The 19,026-nt window shown below is 40.5% G+C and carries 17 protein-coding genes and 3 tRNA genes; 14 read left to right on the top strand and 6 right to left on the bottom strand.

Features of this window, described 5'->3' with window-relative positions:
• Window positions 1–14 precede the first annotated feature (14 nt).
• Window positions 15–383, top strand: coding sequence for a YacL family protein (locus ATS72_RS10745; protein WP_058429964.1), 369 nt, complete (start codon window positions 15–17; stop codon window positions 381–383).
• A gap of 82 nt (window positions 384–465) precedes the next feature.
• Window positions 466–1,089 (top strand): dUTP diphosphatase, encoded by a 624-nt coding sequence (locus ATS72_RS10740; protein WP_006791380.1) that lies wholly within the window; start codon window positions 466–468, stop codon window positions 1,087–1,089.
• Here ATS72_RS10740 and yrfG read toward each other — a convergent pair.
• Window positions 1,086–1,733: a GMP/IMP nucleotidase gene (yrfG, locus tag ATS72_RS10735; RefSeq protein ID WP_006791379.1), complete on the bottom strand. Its 648-nt coding sequence runs from the start codon at window positions 1,731–1,733 to the stop codon at window positions 1,086–1,088. The genes ATS72_RS10740 and yrfG overlap by 4 nt on opposite strands.
• A 62-nt stretch (window positions 1,734–1,795) precedes the next feature.
• Between yrfG and nudE the strand changes: the two genes are divergently transcribed.
• The 7 genes from nudE to ATS72_RS10700 all read left to right on the top strand — a co-directional run bounded on the left by nudE (window position 1,796) and on the right by ATS72_RS10700 (window position 6,593).
• The gene (gene nudE, locus ATS72_RS10730; RefSeq protein ID WP_033035276.1) at window positions 1,796–2,368 is read left to right on the top strand and encodes an ADP compounds hydrolase NudE; all 573 of its coding nucleotides are present in this window, start codon (window positions 1,796–1,798) and stop codon (window positions 2,366–2,368) included.
• Window positions 2,361–3,164: a 3'(2'),5'-bisphosphate nucleotidase CysQ gene (gene cysQ, locus ATS72_RS10725; protein ID WP_006791377.1), complete on the top strand. Its 804-nt coding sequence runs from the start codon at window positions 2,361–2,363 to the stop codon at window positions 3,162–3,164. Before nudE ends, cysQ begins: the two co-directional genes overlap by 8 nt.
• A 136-nt stretch (window positions 3,165–3,300) precedes the next feature.
• Window positions 3,301–3,377 (top strand) — tRNA-Met (locus ATS72_RS10720).
• 81 nt (window positions 3,378–3,458) lie between these two features.
• A tRNA-Met gene (locus tag ATS72_RS10715) sits at window positions 3,459–3,535 on the top strand.
• Window positions 3,536–3,603: 68 nt separating this feature from the next.
• A tRNA-Met gene (locus ATS72_RS10710) sits at window positions 3,604–3,680 on the top strand.
• A gap of 755 nt (window positions 3,681–4,435) precedes the next feature.
• Window positions 4,436–5,050: a trimeric intracellular cation channel family protein gene (locus tag ATS72_RS10705; protein WP_058429965.1), complete on the top strand. Its 615-nt coding sequence runs from the start codon at window positions 4,436–4,438 to the stop codon at window positions 5,048–5,050.
• Window positions 5,051–5,084: 34 nt separating this feature from the next.
• Window positions 5,085–6,593 (top strand): YifB family Mg chelatase-like AAA ATPase, encoded by a 1,509-nt coding sequence (locus ATS72_RS10700; RefSeq protein WP_006791374.1) that lies wholly within the window; start codon window positions 5,085–5,087, stop codon window positions 6,591–6,593.
• A 33-nt stretch (window positions 6,594–6,626) separates the two neighbouring features.
• Here the strand turns inward: ATS72_RS10700 and ATS72_RS10695 are convergent, their stop codons facing one another.
• Window positions 6,627–7,331 (bottom strand): response regulator transcription factor, encoded by a 705-nt coding sequence (locus ATS72_RS10695; protein WP_006791373.1) that lies wholly within the window; start codon window positions 7,329–7,331, stop codon window positions 6,627–6,629.
• Between the two features lie 183 nt (window positions 7,332–7,514).
• Window positions 7,515–10,010 carry an alpha/beta hydrolase family protein gene (locus tag ATS72_RS10690; RefSeq protein WP_058429966.1) on the bottom strand — a complete coding sequence of 832 codons (2,496 nt, stop codon included), beginning with the start codon at window positions 10,008–10,010 and terminating at the stop codon, window positions 7,515–7,517.
• A gap of 84 nt (window positions 10,011–10,094) precedes the next feature.
• Between ATS72_RS10690 and ATS72_RS10685 the strand changes: the two genes are divergently transcribed.
• Both ATS72_RS10685 and ATS72_RS10680 read left to right on the top strand, forming a co-directional pair.
• Entirely contained in the window at window positions 10,095–11,171 is a 1,077-nt protein-coding gene (locus ATS72_RS10685) for a hemolysin family protein (RefSeq protein WP_008129553.1), read from the top strand.
• 121 nt (window positions 11,172–11,292) lie between these two features.
• The gene (locus ATS72_RS10680) at window positions 11,293–12,309 is read left to right on the top strand and encodes a metalloprotease (protein ID WP_058429967.1); all 1,017 of its coding nucleotides are present in this window, start codon (window positions 11,293–11,295) and stop codon (window positions 12,307–12,309) included.
• Between the two features lie 43 nt (window positions 12,310–12,352).
• Here the strand turns inward: ATS72_RS10680 and ATS72_RS10675 are convergent, their stop codons facing one another.
• Window positions 12,353–13,663, bottom strand: coding sequence for a short-chain fatty acid transporter (locus tag ATS72_RS10675; RefSeq protein WP_058429968.1), 1,311 nt, complete (start codon window positions 13,661–13,663; stop codon window positions 12,353–12,355).
• A gap of 178 nt (window positions 13,664–13,841) precedes the next feature.
• Here ATS72_RS10675 and ATS72_RS10670 point away from each other — a divergent pair, with 178 nt between their 5' ends.
• Window positions 13,842–14,909 (top strand): potassium channel family protein, encoded by a 1,068-nt coding sequence (locus tag ATS72_RS10670; RefSeq protein ID WP_058429969.1) that lies wholly within the window; start codon window positions 13,842–13,844, stop codon window positions 14,907–14,909.
• Window positions 14,909–15,112: a PLDc N-terminal domain-containing protein gene (locus tag ATS72_RS10665; RefSeq protein ID WP_006791365.1), complete on the top strand. Its 204-nt coding sequence runs from the start codon at window positions 14,909–14,911 to the stop codon at window positions 15,110–15,112. Before ATS72_RS10670 ends, ATS72_RS10665 begins: the two co-directional genes overlap by 1 nt.
• Before the next feature lie 16 nt (window positions 15,113–15,128).
• Here the strand turns inward: ATS72_RS10665 and ATS72_RS10660 are convergent, their stop codons facing one another.
• On the bottom strand, window positions 15,129–15,590 hold the full coding sequence (locus tag ATS72_RS10660) for an EVE domain-containing protein (RefSeq protein WP_058429970.1): 462 nt from the start codon (window positions 15,588–15,590) through the stop codon (window positions 15,129–15,131).
• 77 nt (window positions 15,591–15,667) lie between these two features.
• On the opposite strand from ATS72_RS10660, the gene tesB reads away from it, so the two are divergent.
• A complete protein-coding gene (gene tesB / locus ATS72_RS10655) occupies window positions 15,668–16,525 on the top strand; it encodes an acyl-CoA thioesterase II (protein WP_006791363.1) in 858 nt (285 codons plus the stop codon).
• A 19-nt stretch (window positions 16,526–16,544) separates the two neighbouring features.
• Here tesB and plsB read toward each other — a convergent pair whose 3' ends face one another.
• Window positions 16,545–18,983: a glycerol-3-phosphate 1-O-acyltransferase PlsB gene (gene plsB / locus ATS72_RS10650; RefSeq protein ID WP_058429971.1), complete on the bottom strand. Its 2,439-nt coding sequence runs from the start codon at window positions 18,981–18,983 to the stop codon at window positions 16,545–16,547.
• Window positions 18,984–19,026 lie beyond the last annotated feature (43 nt).

Below are 19,026 nucleotides of genomic sequence, written 5' to 3'. Positions count from 1 at the left end.
AATAAGTAATAGCTATGGAATATCAATTTATACGTGACCCTATTAGTGGTTTACGAATTAAAATAAGCAGCGAACACGCAATAATAGGTCGTTGGTTAAACGAAGAAATTGGCAAAGACAAAGTCGCTATGGTGCAAGCACTTATTGTGTCTGTCAAAACGAGTTTTGAGCCAGTCACTCTAAAAGGCCAAGAAATAGATTTAATTTTATCTAAAGATGAGGCCTTATTTGAGGCTCATGCTCTGCACCAAGACAGCGAAGACTTAATTGCCTATCAAGATGATGATTTAATGCTTGAAGAGAACGACTTAAGCAGTGGTTGTGGTTTTGAAGACTTTGTTGATTTAATCGAGTCGTGGGCTGAGTTTACCAGTAATCGATAAAAATAATTAAAACAGACATAGCAAATGCAAAAACAGCGCTTTCTCTGTATTATTAAAACAACTAAAAACGACAGGAATTGATATGTCTGCCAATTTAAATAAGCTAGTAGTCATGCTAGAAATGCAAAACGCCATGAATACAAAAGTGCATGAACAATGGTTTACACAAGGGTTTGAATGGTATCGCGCTATTTGGGTTGAGTGTGCCGAAATGCTAGATCATCATGGCTGGAAGTGGTGGAAAAAACAAACACCCGATACCGAGCAAGTTATTTTAGAATTGGTTGATATTTTTCACTTTGGTTTGTCGCTACGTATTGACGGAAAAACAAGCTATCAAGACTTAGCAAAGCAATTAGAAAGTGAGTTGAGCCAAGTTCAGCAAGCTGATGACTTTAAGCAAACGTTAGAAATACTTGCGGCATCTGCTGTTGCAGATAAAGCGTTTAATGCATCAGCATTTGCCGGTTGTATGGCACAAATGGGCATGGATATTGACGATTTATACCGTGGTTATGTTGGTAAAAATACCTTAAACTTTTTCCGCCAAGACCATGGTTATAAAGACGGTAGCTACATTAAAGTGTGGAACGGGCAAGAAGATAACGAGCACTTAGTGGAAGTAGTTAAAAGCCTTGATACCGAACATGCAGACTTCGCAAAATTAGTCTATCAAGGCCTTGAGGCACGTTACCCAAAAAGCTAAATAATAGTACGGTAGTCGGTTACATTTAAGTAATCGGCTATTTCGTTGTGTGGTTGCTGACTGTCGGGGTTGGCAACCGCAAGTAAGTGTCCAATGCCGTATTCTTTTGCGGCATTTAATACAGCTATGCTGTCATCAACAAACAAAGTACGTGTTTTGTTAAATCCTAAATCATTTTGTACTTGGTGCCATAAACTTTGCTGCTCTTTACTTACGCCATATTCATGAGTCGACACTACACCATCTAAATAATTATCGATTGCGGTGTGTTCAAATTTCATCATGACGTTTTCTGGATGTGCGTTGGTAAGCAATATAAGCTCTTTTCCTGCTTTTTTTAGCTCCGTTAAAAAATAGGGCACGTCGTCACGAACTTTTATAAGGTGCTGTGTTTCTCGCTTTAAATCCATAATTGGTAATTTAAGCTGATCTTCCCAATAATCTAAGCAATACCACTCAATTTGGCCGCTTACAGCTTGGTAGCGTTTAAAAATATCTTCTTTTGCTTCGCTCAGGCTTATATTTTTCGCTAAGGCGTGTTGCTGTGGAAGAACAGTTAACCAAAAATGGCTGTCATAATGTAAATCGAGGAGTGTTCCGTCCATATCAAGTAAAACGGTATCGATTTTTGACCAATTTAGCATGGGCTTTTCCCTGTGAAAAGTTTATGATTAAGCACAACTGCCATGATAGCAAATTAACGCCAATGACACAGAAAAAGCATCCAACACCTCCTCAAATCCTAAGTAATAATGTTGTCGCTAAAAGTCGCCTATTTACTGTGGAATCTTTAGAGCTAAAATTTTCGAATGACGAAGAGCGTCAGTATGAACGTATTCGAGGTGGTGGCAGAGGCGCTGTAATGATTGTGCCTATAACGGCTGATAACGAAATGCTGCTAGTGCGTGAGTATTGCGCGGGCACCAATGACTACCAGCTAGGCTTTCCTAAAGGACTGATCGACCCAGGCGAAACACCAGAGCAAGCTGCTAATAGAGAACTTAAAGAAGAAGTAGGTTTTGGCGCAGACTTTTTTAAACCATTAAAAACAGTGACCATGGCACCTAGTTATTTTAATGCCACCATGCATATTTTATTTGCTAAGCAATTATATCCGCAAACACTTCCAGGCGACGAGCCTGAGCCTTTAGTTGTTGTTAAGTGGCCATTAACGCAATGGCAGTCATTATTAGAGCAAGATGATTTTACCGAAGCACGAAGTGTTGCCGCTTTGCTATTATTAGATAAGTACTTAGCATCTGGAGCTGCCGATGAATAAATTATTAGAACCTTGTATTGAATTAGCCGAACGTGCAGGCGATGCCATTATGGCTATATACAAAAAAGATGATATTGGCCAACAAGAAAAATCAGACCACACACCAGTAACTAAAGCCGATTTAGCTGCAAATGATGTGCTTGTTGCAGGCTTAAAGGCACTTGCGCCTGATATTCCAATCATGTCGGAAGAAACGCCTATCCCTGCATTAGCCGATAGGCAAGATTGGCAGCGTTATTGGTTACTTGATCCCATGGATGGCACAGGTGAATTTATTTTAGAAAGTGGTGATTTTGCGGTAAACATTGCGCTTATTGAAAATAACCACCCTGTGTTGGGTGTAATTCATTGGCCGTCAAAAGGTATTACTTACTTTGCGAGTGCTAAAAATGGTGCTTTTAAGCGTGAAGAAAAGAGCGACACACGAATATACGTAGCTCCGCCTGAAAGTTTAACACTAGCGGTAAGTCGCCGTCAGAAAATTGAGTCGGTGAGTCAATACTTAAATAGCCAATTTACAACCATTGCGGTTGGTTCGTGCTCGTTAAAAGCATGTATTGTTGCTGAGGGTAAAGCGGACTGCTTTTTAAGAATAGGCCCAACGGGTGAGTGGGACACAGGGGCTTCACAAGTTATTGTAGAAGAAGCGGGCGGTTGCATTACTGATGCAGAGTTTAACCCTTTAACCTATAACCAACGCGAGAGCACTGAAAACCCAGACTTTATTGTAATGGGGCACCCTGATTGGGAGTTTCAAAAAATGATTACTCCTCATCAAAGAGCGAGTATAGAATAGAGTTTTGATTGCTTTTTGTTCACTTGAATAGTTTTAGGTAGTTAAAGCCTTGCATTATAAGTTTATTCCTATATAGTAGCGCTCTCTTCAAGGCAGGCTCGTAAATATTACGAAAATGTTTTAAAGAAATTACAGGCGCGGGATGGAGCAGCCTGGTAGCTCGTCGGGCTCATAACCCGAAGGTCGTCGGTTCAAATCCGGCTCCCGCAACCAATTTCCTTTATGGGGTGAGGTTACTGTAAACTCTAACTTAAGAGATTAAATTAAGTAGTCGATAGACTTTAAATATACAGGCGCGGGATGGAGCAGCCTGGTAGCTCGTCGGGCTCATAACCCGAAGGTCGTCGGTTCAAATCCGGCTCCCGCAACCAATTTTTTACATTAAATTGGACGCCACGTTGTAATGTAAGCAACGTTAAATAAGTATGCATATTTCAGGCGCGGGATGGAGCAGCCTGGTAGCTCGTCGGGCTCATAACCCGAAGGTCGTCGGTTCAAATCCGGCTCCCGCAACCACTGAAATAAAAAGCACTATTAAAGTAACACGCTAAAAGCGTGTTTTTTTATGCCTGAAATTCAGTGAAATGGGTAGCTCGTCGGTCTCAGTTCTTCATTAGCTAGCAAAGGCCATCTATTAAAATCCGGCTCCCGCAACCACTGAAATAAAAAGCACTATTAAAGTAACACGCTAAAAGCGTGTTTTTTTATGCCTGAAATTCAGTGAAATGGGTAGCTCGTCGGTCTCAGCTCTCCATTAGCCAGCAAAGGCCATCTATTAAAATCCAGCTCCTGCAATCACTGAAATAAAAGCACTATATAAAGCAACACGCTAAAAGCGTGTTTTTTTATGCCTGAAATTCAGTGAAATGGGTAGCTCGTCGGTCTCAGCTCTTCATTAGCCAGCAAAGGCCATCTGTTAAAATCCGGCTCCCGCAACCACTGAAATAAAAAGCACTATTAGAGTAACACGCTAAAAGCGTGCTTTTTTATGCCTGAAATTCAGTGAAATGGGTAGCTCGTCGGTCTCAGCTCTCCATTAGCCAGCAAAGGTCACTTATTTAAATCCGGCTCCCGCAAACACTGAAATAAAAGCACTATTAAAGTAACACGCTAAAAGCGTGTTTTTTTGCCTGAAATTCAGTGATTTTTAATAACAAAGTGGTTATTACACTTACCACATATACTATACCAATCATTTTAAATTCGTTATTACTTAACACCTCGTGCTGGGTATGTTAAAACGGCTGAAATATTTTTAAGTGTACTTTTACATGACAGAACTGTATCACTGGTTTGATTTAATCGGCATTGCTGTGTTTGCTATTTCAGGCACATTGGTGGCCTACGAGAAAAAAATGGATGGTTTTGGGGTGGTAGTATTAGCAACAGTGACCGCTATTGGTGGGGGAACTGTTCGCGATGTGATTCTAGACGTTCCTGTATTTTGGCTACATGATCAAAGCTATTTTTTTGCTATTTTAGCTGCTGTACTTATTACATCTCGGCTTATTAATAAGCAAAAATCTATTCCGTATTACACACTTCAAATAGCAGACGCATTCGGTTTGGCTTTTTTTGCTGTAATGGGTACTCAAAAAGCACTACTTGCAGGTATGCCAGAAATGACAGCAATCATAATGGGAGTCATAACGGCTTGTTTTGGAGGCTTAATACGTGACGTACTCGCTCGCGAAATCCCTATGCTGTTAAAAGGAGAGCTCTACGCCATTACCTGTATTGCGGGTGGTATTGTTTATACACTTAGTGTGCATTTTTCATTTGTGACTGAGCTGGCGATGGTATTGGCAATGTTGATGACATTATTCTTACGTTTTTCAGCAATAAAATGGAAAATCACATTACACGTTTTTAAATATCCTGACTAAACTTACTTAATCATAGGATTGATTAGGATAAGGAATGTCATTAGCTCGTATATATTCTCGTGCTCAGGTGGGTATTAATGCCCCTGAAGTTATTGTAGAGGTTCACTTAGGAACTGGTTTACCCGCATTCCACATTGTAGGCCTTCCCGAAGCCTCTGTTAAAGAGTCAAAAGACAGAGTGCGTAGCGCGCTTGAAAACTCTCAATTTGGTTTTCCTGATCAACGCATTACTGTTAATTTAGCCCCAGCTGATTTACCCAAAGACGGTGGCCGGTTTGATTTGGCAATTGCCGTAGGCATTTTGGTGGCATCAGGGCAAATAGTGTGCCCTGATATTCATAAATATGAGTTTTACGGTGAGCTTGCACTCAACGGTGAGGTACGTGGAGTAAATGCTATTTTGCCCTCTGTGCTTGCAGCTAAGGAACAAAACCGCTGCTGTTTTTTGCCCATCGCTAATGATAGCCTGGCAAGCCTTGTAAATGGCGTAAAGCGCAAAGCGGTAAGTTCGATTCAAGAAGTATGGGGTGATTTACTAAACCAACAGCCGTTGCCGTTAAATATAGAGTATCCAGACTGTACGCAAGCACCTGACTTTTTACTCGATTTGAGCGACGTAAAAGGTCAACCCGGCGCTAAACGTGTATTAGAAATAGCCGCTGCAGGCGGGCACAACCTGCTATTTTTAGGTCCACCGGGAACCGGTAAATCAATGCTTGCTCAACGAATGGCCACAATAATGCCGGCTATGTCTGATGATGAGGCACTTTCAACTGCCGCACTTTATTCAATTATTGGTCATTCAATCGATTTAACAAACTGGCGGCAACGCCCTTTTCGTAATCCTCATCATACCTGCTCGGCGGTTGCATTAGTGGGGGGGTCATCAAACCCTAAGCCGGGTGAAATTTCGCTGGCACACAATGGGGTATTATTTTTAGACGAGCTACCAGAGTTTGAGCGCAAAGTGCTCGACTCCCTTCGTGAGCCAATGGAAACCGGTACGGTAACTATTTCGCGTGCGGCGCGGCAAATGGAGTTTCCTGCGCAGTTTCAGCTCATTACAGCGTTAAACCCAAGTCCTACGGGAAGCCATACCGATAAAAGAGCAACACCCGATCAAGTTATACGTTATTTATCTCGTGTATCAGGCCCATTTGTTGACCGTATTGATTTGCAAATAGAGCTACCACGGTTAACTAGCGTAGAACTGCAAAGCACTAAGCAAGAAGAAACCAGTGCACAAGTACGTGCACGGGTAGAAGCGGCTTATTACATACAGTTAAAACGCCAAGGCAAAGTGAATGCGCGGCTAAATAATAAAGAGATGAGTATTCACTGTGAGCTTGCCCCAGCAGAGCTGCAGTTTTTGGCTAAGGCCAGTGAAAAGCTGTCTTTATCACCGCGTTCTTACCATAGAGTTATTAAAGTAGCGCGTACGATTAGCGATTTAAAAGGAAATGAAAAAATTAGCTTAGACGATTTAAAAGAGGCATTAAATTACAGAGCCTTTGAGCGCTTAATTGCTCAACTTACTAAGTAGCTAAAATTGAGGCTAAACTGTTTTTACTAGCGGCTATAAAGAGAGCATGTAACCTTTACCGCGCACAGTGACAATACGCTTTTGATCTTTTTCATCGTTTAATTTTTTACGTAATCGACCAATAAGAACATCGACTGTACGATCGTTAGGACTCCAATCTGGTTGGCCTATTTCTTCAGATATTTTTTCACGTGAAGTGGCTTTACCTGCATTACTTATTAAGCAAATAAGTACTTTGTGCTCTGCTTCAGTTAAACGTGATTCAACACCCGAGGAGGTAATAAGGGTGCGATTATCGGGGTGTAATTTAAAGTCGGCGTATTCAATAAACTCTTCACTTTCGTCGCTATCCATATTAACGGCAACGCGTTTATACAAAGCGCGCATGCGCAGTTCAAGCTCAAGCAAATCAACAGGCTTACAAATATAGTCGTCAGCACCTTGGGCAAGGCCTGCTATTCGATCTGCTTGTGAATCACGACTAGAAAGCACAATAACACCAATATCTGTTAGTGTGTTAAGTTCTTTGGCGAGCTGAAGGCCGTCTATTTTAGGCAGTACAATATCAATAATAGCGAGGGTAAATGCATCACGCAGGTTTACTCGCTGCCTAACGATGCTCAATGCATCAGCGCCAGTTGAGTCTACTTCTATTGTAAATTCGGTCTCTGCAAAGTGATTTTGAATGCGTTTAACGAGTATTTCATCGTCTTCAACCAATAAAACATTAATAGCCATAGTACTTTATTTTAAATGCTTGTAGCTTTGTATGGTAGCACCATTAGGTAAATACTGAGAAGGGGTTACATGCTAGTTTTAAGTAACTTAATATTTCAAAAATATTAAAATAATTATAAAAAATCAAAAAAGCGCCCCATATTCAAGGGCGCTTTTCATAAAGATATAAAATTCCGGTTTAAATTACTTATTTTCGTACATAGAATCCCACCATTGTGGTTCGTCTTTTAGTTTTTTATCAAAATATGCCAACATAGTATTCCACCAGTTAAAGCGTTTATCGCGCGCAAAAATTTGATGATCGGCGCCTTTGTACTCAATAAGCTCCACGTCTTTATTTAGTAGTTTAAGTGCGGTGTACATTGTTAAGCTCTCGCCTACGGGTACGTTAGTATCACTGTCACCATGAATAAGCAGTAATGGTGTGGTTACTTTGTCTGCATGAAATACCGGACTATGTTGGCTATACAGATTGGCGTTATTCCATGGGAAGCTGTTTTTAGATGCCTCACCAGAGTATAAGTAGCCCCACCACCCTTCGCCCCAATAAGAGGTTAAGTTTGAAATACCCGCGTGGGAAATAGAGGCGCTAAATAAATCGGTTTTTGTTGCCAATAGCATGGTCATAAAGCCACCATAAGAGGCACCTAAATTACCGACCTTAGTGTTATCTACGTAGTCGTATTGTTTTAAAAAAGCCTGTGTTCCTTCGATAATATCGTCGGCGGTGTAATCACCCCATGCATTGACGTGTTGTGCTGAGAACTTTTGTCCAAAACCTGTTGCGCCGGTAGGTTGTACTACATAAACGACATAGCCGTTTTCGGCCCATAAGTTAAATGGGTAACGGCCAGTAAAACCACGGGTAACAGGTGATGTACCACCGTAATAATAAACAAGTGCAGGGTACTTTTTAGTTTTATCTAGGTTACTTGGCACATAAACACGCCCGGTTATTTCAACGCCACTTTTATTAGTAAAGTTAAACTCTTCAAGGGTGGGTATTGTTGTATTGGCATAAGCGATTGGCTTTGAATCCCAGATAAGATCGGTTTTGTTTTTACTAATATTAAGGCGTTTTAGTTGTTGCGGTGCTAAAGCACTTGTGCCAGTGATTAAAACTTGTGAATTGCGCCCATGTGAAACGCTAAATTTTTCTACAATATCCACATTGGTATTTAACTTTTTAAAGCGCTGCTTACTGAGGTCAAATAAATACAGTGGTTGGGTGTCTTTTTCGGTCACTTTAAGTACCGCATCGCCGTTTTCTAACACGCTTAGCTGACTTGTCGATGGGTCGAATTGTTTACTGAGCGCAGTGACATTTTTACCGTTGTTAGTTAACAGGTAAAGCTGTCCGTCGTAGTTATTAGCAAGCATTGACTTTGGCAACGCTCTGCCAGCACCATTTTTAAAGTCGGGGCCTGCAACAACATACACGTCTTTGTTTGCGTATTTTGCTTGGTTAAATGTTTTAAATTTACCAAGTGACAAAAGCTTGTTTGATTTTATATCCAGCTCAACGAGCTCTGTCTCAGGATGTGTAGACGCTTGCATAGCCATAACCGAACGGCTCATTAATATTTTTCCACGCGTACTATTTAAATCTTCAAAGCTATGAGAAAGCGGGCCTTGGCTAAGCGCTTTTGTTAAGCCACTTTTAGTATCAAGCATATAAAGTTGGCTGGTAGTGCGCGCATACGACCAACGATCTTGAAGGCCTTTGTAATGCTTGGTTAAGTTGTTGCTGCTTTCTGGTGATTTTGACCAGCTAAATACTAGGCTGGTGTCGTTAAAAAAGGTGAAACCACTGGCGCCGGCTAAGTCGCTTGCCAGTGTTTTAATGGCTAAGCTTTTACGATTAAGCTGTTTAAGCTCACCCTTTAATAAATACACTAAGTACTGATTATCTGGGCTCCAAATAATGTTACTTGGTTGTCCATCTTCAAATCGATAGACAGTTGAGTTGTCTGTATTTTTTAACTCGGTAACTAAGTTGGCTTTATTTTGAGTTTTATCGTCGTAAGTGCGCTTGGTGGTTATGTATTGCTCGGCGTTAGGCGCTAAAGATATATTACTCATGGTCGGCGCATCAAACAGTTGCTTTGCTGATAAGCGCTTTGTGTATGATGTATTTAGCGTAATTTTATCAGTGTCACTCTTAGGGGTGAAATCAATCACCACATCATTCCAGTTTGCGACTTGTTGCGCCAAAATAATAACGCTGTGGGTAGAGTTAGTTAATGCAAGCTTATAACTGTTTTTATCCCCTTTTTGGGGTTCGCCATTAATAAATAATTGCCCCTTTTCAATCCCTTTTAATGTTAAGGTGCCTTGTGTAAAACGCTCTGTTTCAATATTAAATTTTAGTGCTTGCAGTCCGCCAAGGGTGAGTGCGCTTACTTTATTGAATGGCTGCCAGCTTTGTTTTTTACCGAAAATAGAAAAACTGTCTGAGTTTGCTTGTAATTGTGGCAAAAGGTTGTTGATAATGGCTGAGCCATGCGGCGTTTGAAAAGGTTTTAATTGCATATCTTCGGCCAAGGGGCCGATAAACTGAATTTTTGATTTGTCCAATGGTTCAGCAATTGCTGCAAAGCTTAAACTGCTAAAGGCTAATAAACCTAAGGCTCGTTTAAATTGCTTGTTGCGGTAAAGCCAAGGTGCATTAAATTTCATTATTGTGCCTGTTATTATTGGGTATTTGGTCAAATATAGCATGTATTGTTACCATGCTCACATATCCAATATAAAGGAGAAAAAGTGACTTTACTGATTGTTTATATGGTTGTGGCCATTGTTATTTCGTTTTTGTGCTCTGTGATGGAAGCGGTGCTGTTAAGCATTTCGCCAAGCTATGTTGCATCACTCAGAAAAGAGCAACCTGTGCTTGCTAAGCAACTTGAAAAACTAAAAAATAATATAGATCAGCCACTGGCAGCCATTTTGACTTTAAACACCATCGCGCATACAGCGGGTGCGGCGGGTGTAGGGGCGCAAGCGGCCGTGGTTTTTTCTGATGCTGCAGTGGGGATTGCCTCAGCAATTATGACCTTATTGGTATTGGTTCTTTCTGAAATTATTCCAAAAACTCTGGGTGCTAATTACTGGCGTGCCTTAACGCCAAGTGTTACCTACTCTTTACGGTTTTTGGTGATTTCGCTAAAGCCCTTTGTATGGTGTGCGCAAAAGTTAACAAACCTAATGGGGCCAAAGCACGACGAGGCTTACTATATTCGCCAAGAAATAGAAGCCATGGCCGATATTGGCACTGAATCGGGCGCTTTGCACGAAGATGAGTCTGAAATTATTCGTAATCTTTTGCATTTTAGGCATGCAAAATTGTCTGATTTAATGACGCCACGCACAGTTATTTTTAAAGTACATAAAGACTTAACAGTAAACCAATATTTAAATGAGCACGGTTCGTCATCGTTTTCCCGCGTATTAATATTTGATAAAGATGCCGACGACATTGTCGGTTTTGTGCATAAAAACGATATTATGTTGGCGTATCATCGTTTAGGCACCGATTATAAAATCAGTAAGCTGATCAAACCAATCTACACAGTACCCACATCTCAAAATGTATCGTCATTATTGCAAACGCTACTAACTCAGCGTACGCACATATGTTTAGTCGTGGATGAATATGGAGAAGTGCGCGGCATAGTAACGCTTGAGGATATGATTGAATCACTAATGGGCTTAGAAATAGTCGACGAACGCGATCAGTCAACCAATATGCGTGCAGTGGCAAAGCAACGCTGGCGTAAGCGTTTGGCCAGCAGTGCGCATATTGTAAGTGAAGAAGACGAACATCCTGAAGAAGAAAAGTAACCTTTCACTCGCAGCGTTAGCTATTGTTAGGTACTTAAATTTAATACAATAGTTAACGCCTGCCCTCGTGTTTTTTTAGCCAAACGGTATACTAGCGCGATTATTTTAAATGGCTTTAATTATGATAAGAATAGACCTAACCTTGGCTGACCAGCCATTTTCATTAATGGTTTCTGGGCAGCAAATAGTACAAGTATTTCATAACCAGCAAGCTATTGCGTTTGATACTCCTCGAGAACATTACTATCAATTTAACTTTCAAGATAAATTAATAGGCATAGATACCAGCACAACTGCCGAGCAAAGTATTTCGTTATTTGTAGATGAGCAATTTGCTACCCAGCTCGCTTTACCAGCCCCAGTTAATGGTGAACCTAAAAGGGGTTTTTTAGGTTTTGCTGCGTTAGGTTTTAAACTATTTAAAAGCGCAAAAGTAGTAAAGGCTGCGTTGGCAGGTGCATCTGTTGCTGGGTATGCCTGGTTATTTAGCATTGAATTTGCGCTTATGCTTATTGCGTGTTTAGTGGTGCATGAGTATGGGCATGTAAGAGCTATGAAGTACTTTGGCATAAAAACCAAAGGTATTTACTTAATCCCATTTGTGGGTGGCTTAGCTGTCAGTGACGATAAAATAACAACCCGCTGGCAAGATGTGGTCATATCGCTCATGGGGCCTGCTTTTGGCTTAATAACCTCTGTGTTGGGTGTTGTTTTATATTACGCCACGGAGATGGAAATATTTGCTGGTGTTGCGGTACTCAGTGCATTGCTTAATTTATTTAACTTACTGCCAATTTTACCGCTAGATGGTGGGCATGTATTAAAGAGTATCAGCTTTTCTATGCGCTCATGGATTGGACTAAGTGTATGCTTGCTGGGTGTGTTTTTTGGCTTATGGCTTAGTTATACATTTGGATTAATGTTACTGGTGTTCTTTTTATTTGTTGGGGCGCTAGAAATTGTGTTTGAATGGCGCGGACGACATTACTCGCATTTAATACCACTAGATAAATACGGACAAGGTTTTTCAGCCGTTATGTACGCACTTGTAGTTGCAGGGCATGTAGCAGTGATGATGCATTTTGCAGATTCTGACAATCCAATACTCAGTTTGCCGATGACAATTTTGTCTAGCTGATAATTGTGCGCGCAGTTAATTTTTAACTACGCGCAAAGCTTTATTAATAAAAGCTCAATACCAGCGATATAAATACCCCAGTAATAATCAGTTGTACCACGCAAAAGCCCATAATATCTCTTGCCTTTAGGCCCGCTATAGCTAATACGGGCAGTGCCCAAAAAGGTTGAATTAAATTGGTCCACGCATCTCCCCATGCCACAGCCATAGCAACACGGGATATATCGGCGCCAAGTTCTTGTGCTGCAGGGATAACAATAGGTGCTTGTACCGCCCATTGTCCGCCACCGGAGGGCACAAACACATTAACGAGTCCTGCACTAATAAAACTATAAAATGGCAAGCTATCGGCATCCGCAATGGCAATAAAGCCTTGTGATATCTGCTGTGCTAACCCTGTATCGACCATGACCGCCATAATACCGGCATAAAAAGGGAACTGAATTACAATTCCCGCACCACTCGGAATTGCTTGTTGTAAGCTATTAAGCACATTGTGAGGAGTTTGATGTAGCGTAATAGCTAAAAACAAAAACAGGGCAATTACACTGTTGAGGTTTAAGCCGCCACCAGAGATAAAAAAGTAATAGCTTAAGTAGGCAAGCCCCATTAAGCCAATGCTCATACCTAGCAGTTTGCTTTGTTCTAAATGTTGCGAAGGACGCGTTATTTTACTTGCTGCAGGTGTGCGGGTGTTTAATAGGGTTGGATCAATATAAACGCTGTCGTTGTCACTGGGTAACATGTAGCGATTTACTAATGGGACGATAATAAATAAACCAATCAAAATGGCAATATTAAAACCAGCAAATAAGGTTTGATCTGTACTAACAACACCAATACTTGCCTGTGAAAAGTGTCCTGGTGTTGCAATAGTTAGCGGAATTGAACCTGCAAGGCCGCCATGCCATACAACAAAGCCAGTATAGGCACTGGCTACTAATAATCGATAATCTACACGGGTATGTTTTGCAATAGCTTTGGCAAACAATGCACCAATAACAAGGCCAAATCCCCAGTTTAGCCAGCTTGCTAAAAGTGAGATAAAAGTAACTAATATAATTGCTTTAGGCGCGGTGTTGGCTAAGGTTGCTAGTTTCTCTAATACTTTGCTAATGAGAGGTGTACTTGCCAGCATGTAGCCTGTAATAAGTACAAGCAGCATTTGCATAGCAAAGCTCAATAGGTTCCAAAATCCATTGCCCCACGCATGCAGTACATTAATACTGCTGGAAGGGGTAAATATACTGGCAGCGGCAAATGTGATAAGTGTAAGCAAAATTACAAATATAAATGGGTCGGGTAGGTAACGCTCAATCAGTTTTGTAAATGGGGTGGCTATTCTATTAAGCATAAAAATACAGTTTAGTGTTTGTTTGTAGATTAATTAATCACGAAATGTGGTTATGTGCAAATCACAATTAGTATTACAGGGGACAGTTTCATACTGTCTATACCTTAAACGTTGATTAAAACTAAGGCATACAGTAACGTACTGTTTATAGATAATTTAATAACAAAGATTTTGTATTATGCCGGTGATATTTAAAAGGTTAGCGTTACTTGTTCGCGCTCATATTGATCAATTGAGCTGGCAAGCAGTGACCTTTGCAATTTTAACTCATATGCTCGTAACCTGGTTGCTACTGTATGCTGCTAATGAACAGGCATTAACCTCTATAACCACTTTTTTTTACTATTACACAGTGACAACGTCAACAGTAGGATATGGTGATTTTAGCCCGACAACAGAGCTTGGTCGATGGGTGGTTGCTTTAATACAAATTCCGTTTGGTTTAGCTTTATTTGGTGTTTTGCTTGGAAAAGCAGGGCAAACTGTTACTTATTTAATTAGGCACGCTATGACTGGTGATAAAGATTTTGCTCACAGTAATAACCACATCATTATTTTTGGTTGGCACGATACCAGAACTAAAAAAATGATTGATTACATTTTGGCGGATACAAAGCGCACTGAACGTCGTATTTTACTCGCGGTAACAGAGCAGATGGATCATCCGTTTTTAGCAAATGAGCAGGTTGATTTTGCGCGTCTTTCTAGCTTTACTGATTTAGCAGAGTTAGAGCGTGTAGCAATCAGTCACGCCGATAAAGTAATTATTGATGGGCAAGACGACGACCAAACATTTACTACTGCGCTGCGTATTAGCCGCTTAGTAAAAGATGAGTGTCATATTAGTGCTCACTTTTTAGATGAAACCAAGGTCGATATGCTACTGGAGCATTGTCAAAATATAGAATGTAGCAGTGCTAAGTCGGCTGAAATATTAGTTCGTTCAATGCAAGACCCCGGCTCTAGTCGAGTACAAGAAGAACTGCTTTCTACATTACATGGTGATACACAATTTAGCTTAAAAGTACCCAGTGGCTGTAAGGAAATGGAATTTGGCACCTTGTTTAATCATTTTAAAAGGCAGCACGACGCTATTTTGTTGGGTGTTGCACATAACTTGAGTGCTCAAAATATGGACTTAAATCCACCTTTGGATTATAAAGTGAGTGAAGGAGATATTCTCCACTATATTTCTGTTGAGCGTGTATTGAGCGGCGAAGTTGATTGGTCAAGCTTGGAAAAATAATGAATGAAGTTATATTTTTAATTGTTATTTTAAGTGCGTACATTTTACCTGTAGTCATTGTACTAAACAGTAAGCGTACGCAAGGCCACGAAAAAAACGGTTGGCTCATCGGTATCATCTTTTTTTCGTGGTTAGGGCTCATTATGTATTTTGCCATTGTGCCCAAGCACGGGCACAAAAAGAAAAAAGCAGTAAAAAAATAAGTACGGCGTTACAACTTTACTCTTTAGCCATATTCATAATTTCATTCCAATCGTGTTCTGTTACGGGCATAACCGATAATCTTCCTGCTTTTTTTAGTGCCAATTCTGTAATACTGTCGTTTGCTTTTATAGATTTTAAGCTAACCAGTTTATTCAAATGTTGGTGATAGGTTACGTCAACGACTACCCAACGCGGTGAATCGCTGGTGGCTTTAGGGTCATAATAATCGCTATTTAGGTCAAATTGAGTAGGATCTGGATAGGCCGCGCTTGTTATCTTTGCTATACCCGCTACACCTACGTTTTTGCAGCTTGAGTGATAAATCATCACTAAATCGCCTTCTTTAACATCATCACGCAAAAAATTTCGGGCTTGGTAATTTCGTACACCTTCCCACAATGTTGTTTGATTAGGTGCGTGTTTTAGGTCGTCAATTGAAAAAGCATCGGGTTCGGTTTTAAACAGCCAGTAAGCCATAGTTGTATTCCTAACAAAGATTTACATAGTTGTAGTCTATAGTATCATTAAGTTATTAGGGAATTGAGGAACATATAATGAGCCAAGTTTTAGATGATTTATTATCGTTATTAACACTTGAAGAAATAGAGCAAGGGTTATATCGAGGGCAAAGCCAAGATTTGGGTTTTAGAGCTGTTTTTGGTGGTCAGGTTATGGGGCAAGCGCTATCAGCAGCAAAGGAAACCCTACCGGCTGGACGTATTGTTCACTCTTTACATTCTTACTTTTTACGCCCAGGTGATGCTGCTAAACCTATCGTTTACGATGTTGAAACTATTCGCGATGGCAAAAGCTTTAGTACCCGTCGTGTAAGTGCAATTCAATACGGTAAGCCTATTTTTTATATGACTGCATCTTTTCAGGCGGTTGAAGACGGACTTTCGCATCAGGCAACGATGCCAGATGTACCGCAACCGGAAGAGCTACGTTCGTCGCTTGAGTTTTATCAAGAAAATGCTGAGCATATACCCGAGGTGATTCGTAATAAATTTATTCGCGAAATGCCTATTGAAATGCGCCCTGTGACATTTCATAACCCCTTTAAACCAGAAGCGATTGAGCCAGTTAAACATATTTGGTTTAGAGCAAATGGTGATATGCCCGATGATCAGCGTATTCATAATTACTTATTGGCTTATGCGTCTGACTTTGAGTTTTTACCAACGGCATTACAGCCGCATGGCGTGTCGTTTATGCAGCCAAATATGCAGGTTGCAACAATTGACCATGCAATGTGGTTTCATCGCTCGTTTAGATTAGACGACTGGATTTTATACACCATAGACAGCCCGAGTGCGAGCTCAGGCAGAGGGCTGGTAAGAGGGCAATTTTTTGATCGCCAAGGCAACTTGGTTGCCTCAACAATTCAAGAAGGGGTTATGCGTCAGCGCTAACCCTATCTATGTATAGCGGCTAGTTACACTGATCTTGAACAATGTCGCTAATCGATTGCCATATACGGGCAGGTAGCAATGTTTTAAGTTGTGAATAGGTTTCGCACAATTGCGTACTGCCCACCAAGCCATTATCGCCTTCTGTCACAAGCCCTTCACCACGTAAGTTATCGATAAAACCAACCAGTACTTTTTTATCAAAAAACTCTGGTGTTTTAATGCCGTGTAATGTGCCTAAGCGATCTGCTAATACTTGGCTTTCTCGCTCAAGCTCAGCCTTTTCAATACCATTACTCGTTTGTATAAAACCAATCACAATAGCGTAGCGTTGCAGAGTGAAGCTCAATGCTCGCCCTAGCATTTCTAATTTTGCTAAGCAGTCGTTGGTATTAGTAATGTGTATATTGTCGCCATCAAATTCAATTAAGTTTTGATCAGCAAAATTGGCCAAGATACGCGTAATGTAGTTTTCATCAAGGGGCTGTAAATACCATTCTTTGGCAAATAGTGGATAAAACGAATGTACTAATTGTTCACACTGCTTAATTGTTGTTGTGTGCTGCTTAAATAAGTGCAATGCCAACAAGCTAGGTACTGCAAATAGATGCAAAATATTGTTACGGTAATAATTAAAGAGTGTTTTTTCTTTATCGCTAATTGCAATAATTTCGCCAAACTCATCACTTATCACATCAAATTTGTTAAGTTTTAAGGCATGTGTAAGAAGTTGCTCCGGTGTTTCGTCAGGCGCGGTTACTTTATCGCTATAACTTGCATCACGCTGCAGGCGTAAGTAAAAATCGAGCTGAGCTAATAGTTTTGGTTTACTTAAAGCATGCTTGTCGTTTACTAGCAATACCATTGCTAATAAGTTAACAGCATTTAATGCAGCTGCATTATTAATTTTAACCATAACTTGGTCTGCTAAGGCTGCGACTTGTGGGCCTAACCACTGAGGTTTTTGTACGTCAGTTGGGTGAACCGCGTCGCGCCAGTCGGGTTGGTTATCATTTAAATATTGGTTAACCGAAATAGGATCGCCAAAATTTAGGTAACCACGTCCGTAGTTTTTAAGGTTTTTTATCGCTTTAAAAATACCAAATACCGATTCGCCTTTCTTATCTTTTCCAGCAAGCTCTTTAAGGTACGTATTTATTTCCATGACATGTTCGTAGCCAATATACACAGGGACTATTGATACTGGTCGATCGATACCGCGTAGCATGGCTTGAAAGGTCATTGCAAGCATACCTGTTTTGGGCGGTAACAAACGGCCCGTGCGGCTACGCCCGCCTTCTGTGTAAAACTTAACTGAGTAACCTTTAATAAACAACTGACTCAAATATTCTTTAAAAATAGCTGAGTACAGTTTATTGCCTGCAAACGAGCGGCGAATAAAAAATGCACCCGAGCGGCGAAATATGCCACCGGCCGGGAAAAAGTTAAGGTTAACACCTGCGGCTATATGCGGTGGCACCAAACCTAAATGGTAAATAGAGTAAGTAAGAAGCAAGTAGTCCATATGGCTACGATGACAAGGCATGTAAATAATTTCATGGCCTTTATTAGTTAGTTCATGCAATTGCTCTGTGTGTTTTATGTGTATGCCGTTGTATAGCTTATTCCAAAGCCATGTTAAAAAGCGATCAGCAACGCGTATCATTGCTTCAGAATAGTTTGCGGCTATTTCATCAAGTAGCTTAAGCGCATTTTGACGTGCCTCGGTTTGGCTAATATTTTTAGCTTTTGCTTCATCCTGAATGGCTTTTTTTATTGTTGGTGAAGCAAGAAGAGAGTTAAACAATTGCTCGCGCGATGGCATTTTAGGGCCAGTGGCTGCCAGTTTTTGACGCTTAAAGTGAACCCGGGCAACACGTAGTAATTTTTGTGGTAGCTCATTTACATCAGCTTTTTCATTTACAATAAGTGATAAGTCGAGAGGTTGGCTAAAGCGAATAAAGTTGTCGCGACCAGAAAACAACACAACAAAAAACTTTCTAAACCAGCTTGGTGTAACCGAATGCGTTATTAAAGTACGTAATCCTGGTTTTTCTTTACCCGGATCGCGCCCCCATAAAATAGTTGCAGGTATCACTTGTACATTTTTTTGGCCACTATTTATAAGGTGATCAATTATTTGTTTGCCTTGTGCCAGTGCATTGGTTGGTTTTGCTGTATCGCCAAATAAAGGTGATGGATTTTTAATACCAATAAATCGCTCTAAATGTTCATCACCTAATATTTGCTCTTCAGTAGGACTAGGTAAGCCGTGTTTTTTACAAGCATGAGCCAGTGCCGCAAGATCAAAACGAGAGTTTAAGCGCACTATATAAAATGTAGGGTAATCAGGATTTAAATCGTACTGTTTAATAGGGTTTTCTGGGAGGACTTTGCTTTTAACAAATAAGCGACTAAATCCAGCAGATAAAACGTTTAAACAATAATTAAAAATACGCATCGACTCACCATATTGAGGGTGTTAAAAAGCAAAATTAGCGTGA

Source organism: Pseudoalteromonas sp. 13-15 (assembly GCF_001468205.2).
GTDB classification, from domain to species: Bacteria; Pseudomonadota; Gammaproteobacteria; order Enterobacterales; family Alteromonadaceae; genus Pseudoalteromonas; species Pseudoalteromonas marina.
The sequence above is the reverse complement of the archived record's forward strand: the minus strand, read 5'-3'. Positions and strand labels throughout refer to the sequence as shown.

Excerpts from the sequence above, each read along its gene's own strand:
- ATS72_RS10745 (WP_058429964.1), top strand. The coding sequence starts at position 15 with ATGGAATATCAATTTATACGTGACCCTATTAGTGGTTTACGAATTAAA.
- ATS72_RS10740 (WP_006791380.1), top strand. The coding sequence starts at position 466 with ATGTCTGCCAATTTAAATAAGCTAGTAGTCATGCTAGAAATGCAAAAC.
- yrfG (WP_006791379.1), bottom strand. The coding sequence starts at position 1,733 with ATGCTAAATTGGTCAAAAATCGATACCGTTTTACTTGATATGGACGGA.
- nudE (WP_033035276.1), top strand. The coding sequence starts at position 1,796 with ATGACACAGAAAAAGCATCCAACACCTCCTCAAATCCTAAGTAATAAT.
- cysQ (WP_006791377.1), top strand. The coding sequence starts at position 2,361 with ATGAATAAATTATTAGAACCTTGTATTGAATTAGCCGAACGTGCAGGC.
- ATS72_RS10705 (WP_058429965.1), top strand. The coding sequence starts at position 4,436 with ATGACAGAACTGTATCACTGGTTTGATTTAATCGGCATTGCTGTGTTT.
- ATS72_RS10700 (WP_006791374.1), top strand. The coding sequence starts at position 5,085 with ATGTCATTAGCTCGTATATATTCTCGTGCTCAGGTGGGTATTAATGCC.
- ATS72_RS10695 (WP_006791373.1), bottom strand. The coding sequence starts at position 7,331 with ATGGCTATTAATGTTTTATTGGTTGAAGACGATGAAATACTCGTTAAA.
- ATS72_RS10690 (WP_058429966.1), bottom strand. The coding sequence starts at position 10,010 with ATGAAATTTAATGCACCTTGGCTTTACCGCAACAAGCAATTTAAACGA.
- ATS72_RS10680 (WP_058429967.1), top strand. The coding sequence starts at position 11,293 with ATGATAAGAATAGACCTAACCTTGGCTGACCAGCCATTTTCATTAATG.
- ATS72_RS10675 (WP_058429968.1), bottom strand. The coding sequence starts at position 13,663 with ATGCTTAATAGAATAGCCACCCCATTTACAAAACTGATTGAGCGTTAC.
- ATS72_RS10670 (WP_058429969.1), top strand. The coding sequence starts at position 13,842 with ATGCCGGTGATATTTAAAAGGTTAGCGTTACTTGTTCGCGCTCATATT.
- ATS72_RS10665 (WP_006791365.1), top strand. The coding sequence starts at position 14,909 with ATGAATGAAGTTATATTTTTAATTGTTATTTTAAGTGCGTACATTTTA.
- ATS72_RS10660 (WP_058429970.1), bottom strand. The coding sequence starts at position 15,590 with ATGGCTTACTGGCTGTTTAAAACCGAACCCGATGCTTTTTCAATTGAC.
- tesB (WP_006791363.1), top strand. The coding sequence starts at position 15,668 with ATGAGCCAAGTTTTAGATGATTTATTATCGTTATTAACACTTGAAGAA.
- plsB (WP_058429971.1), bottom strand. The coding sequence starts at position 18,983 with ATGCGTATTTTTAATTATTGTTTAAACGTTTTATCTGCTGGATTTAGT.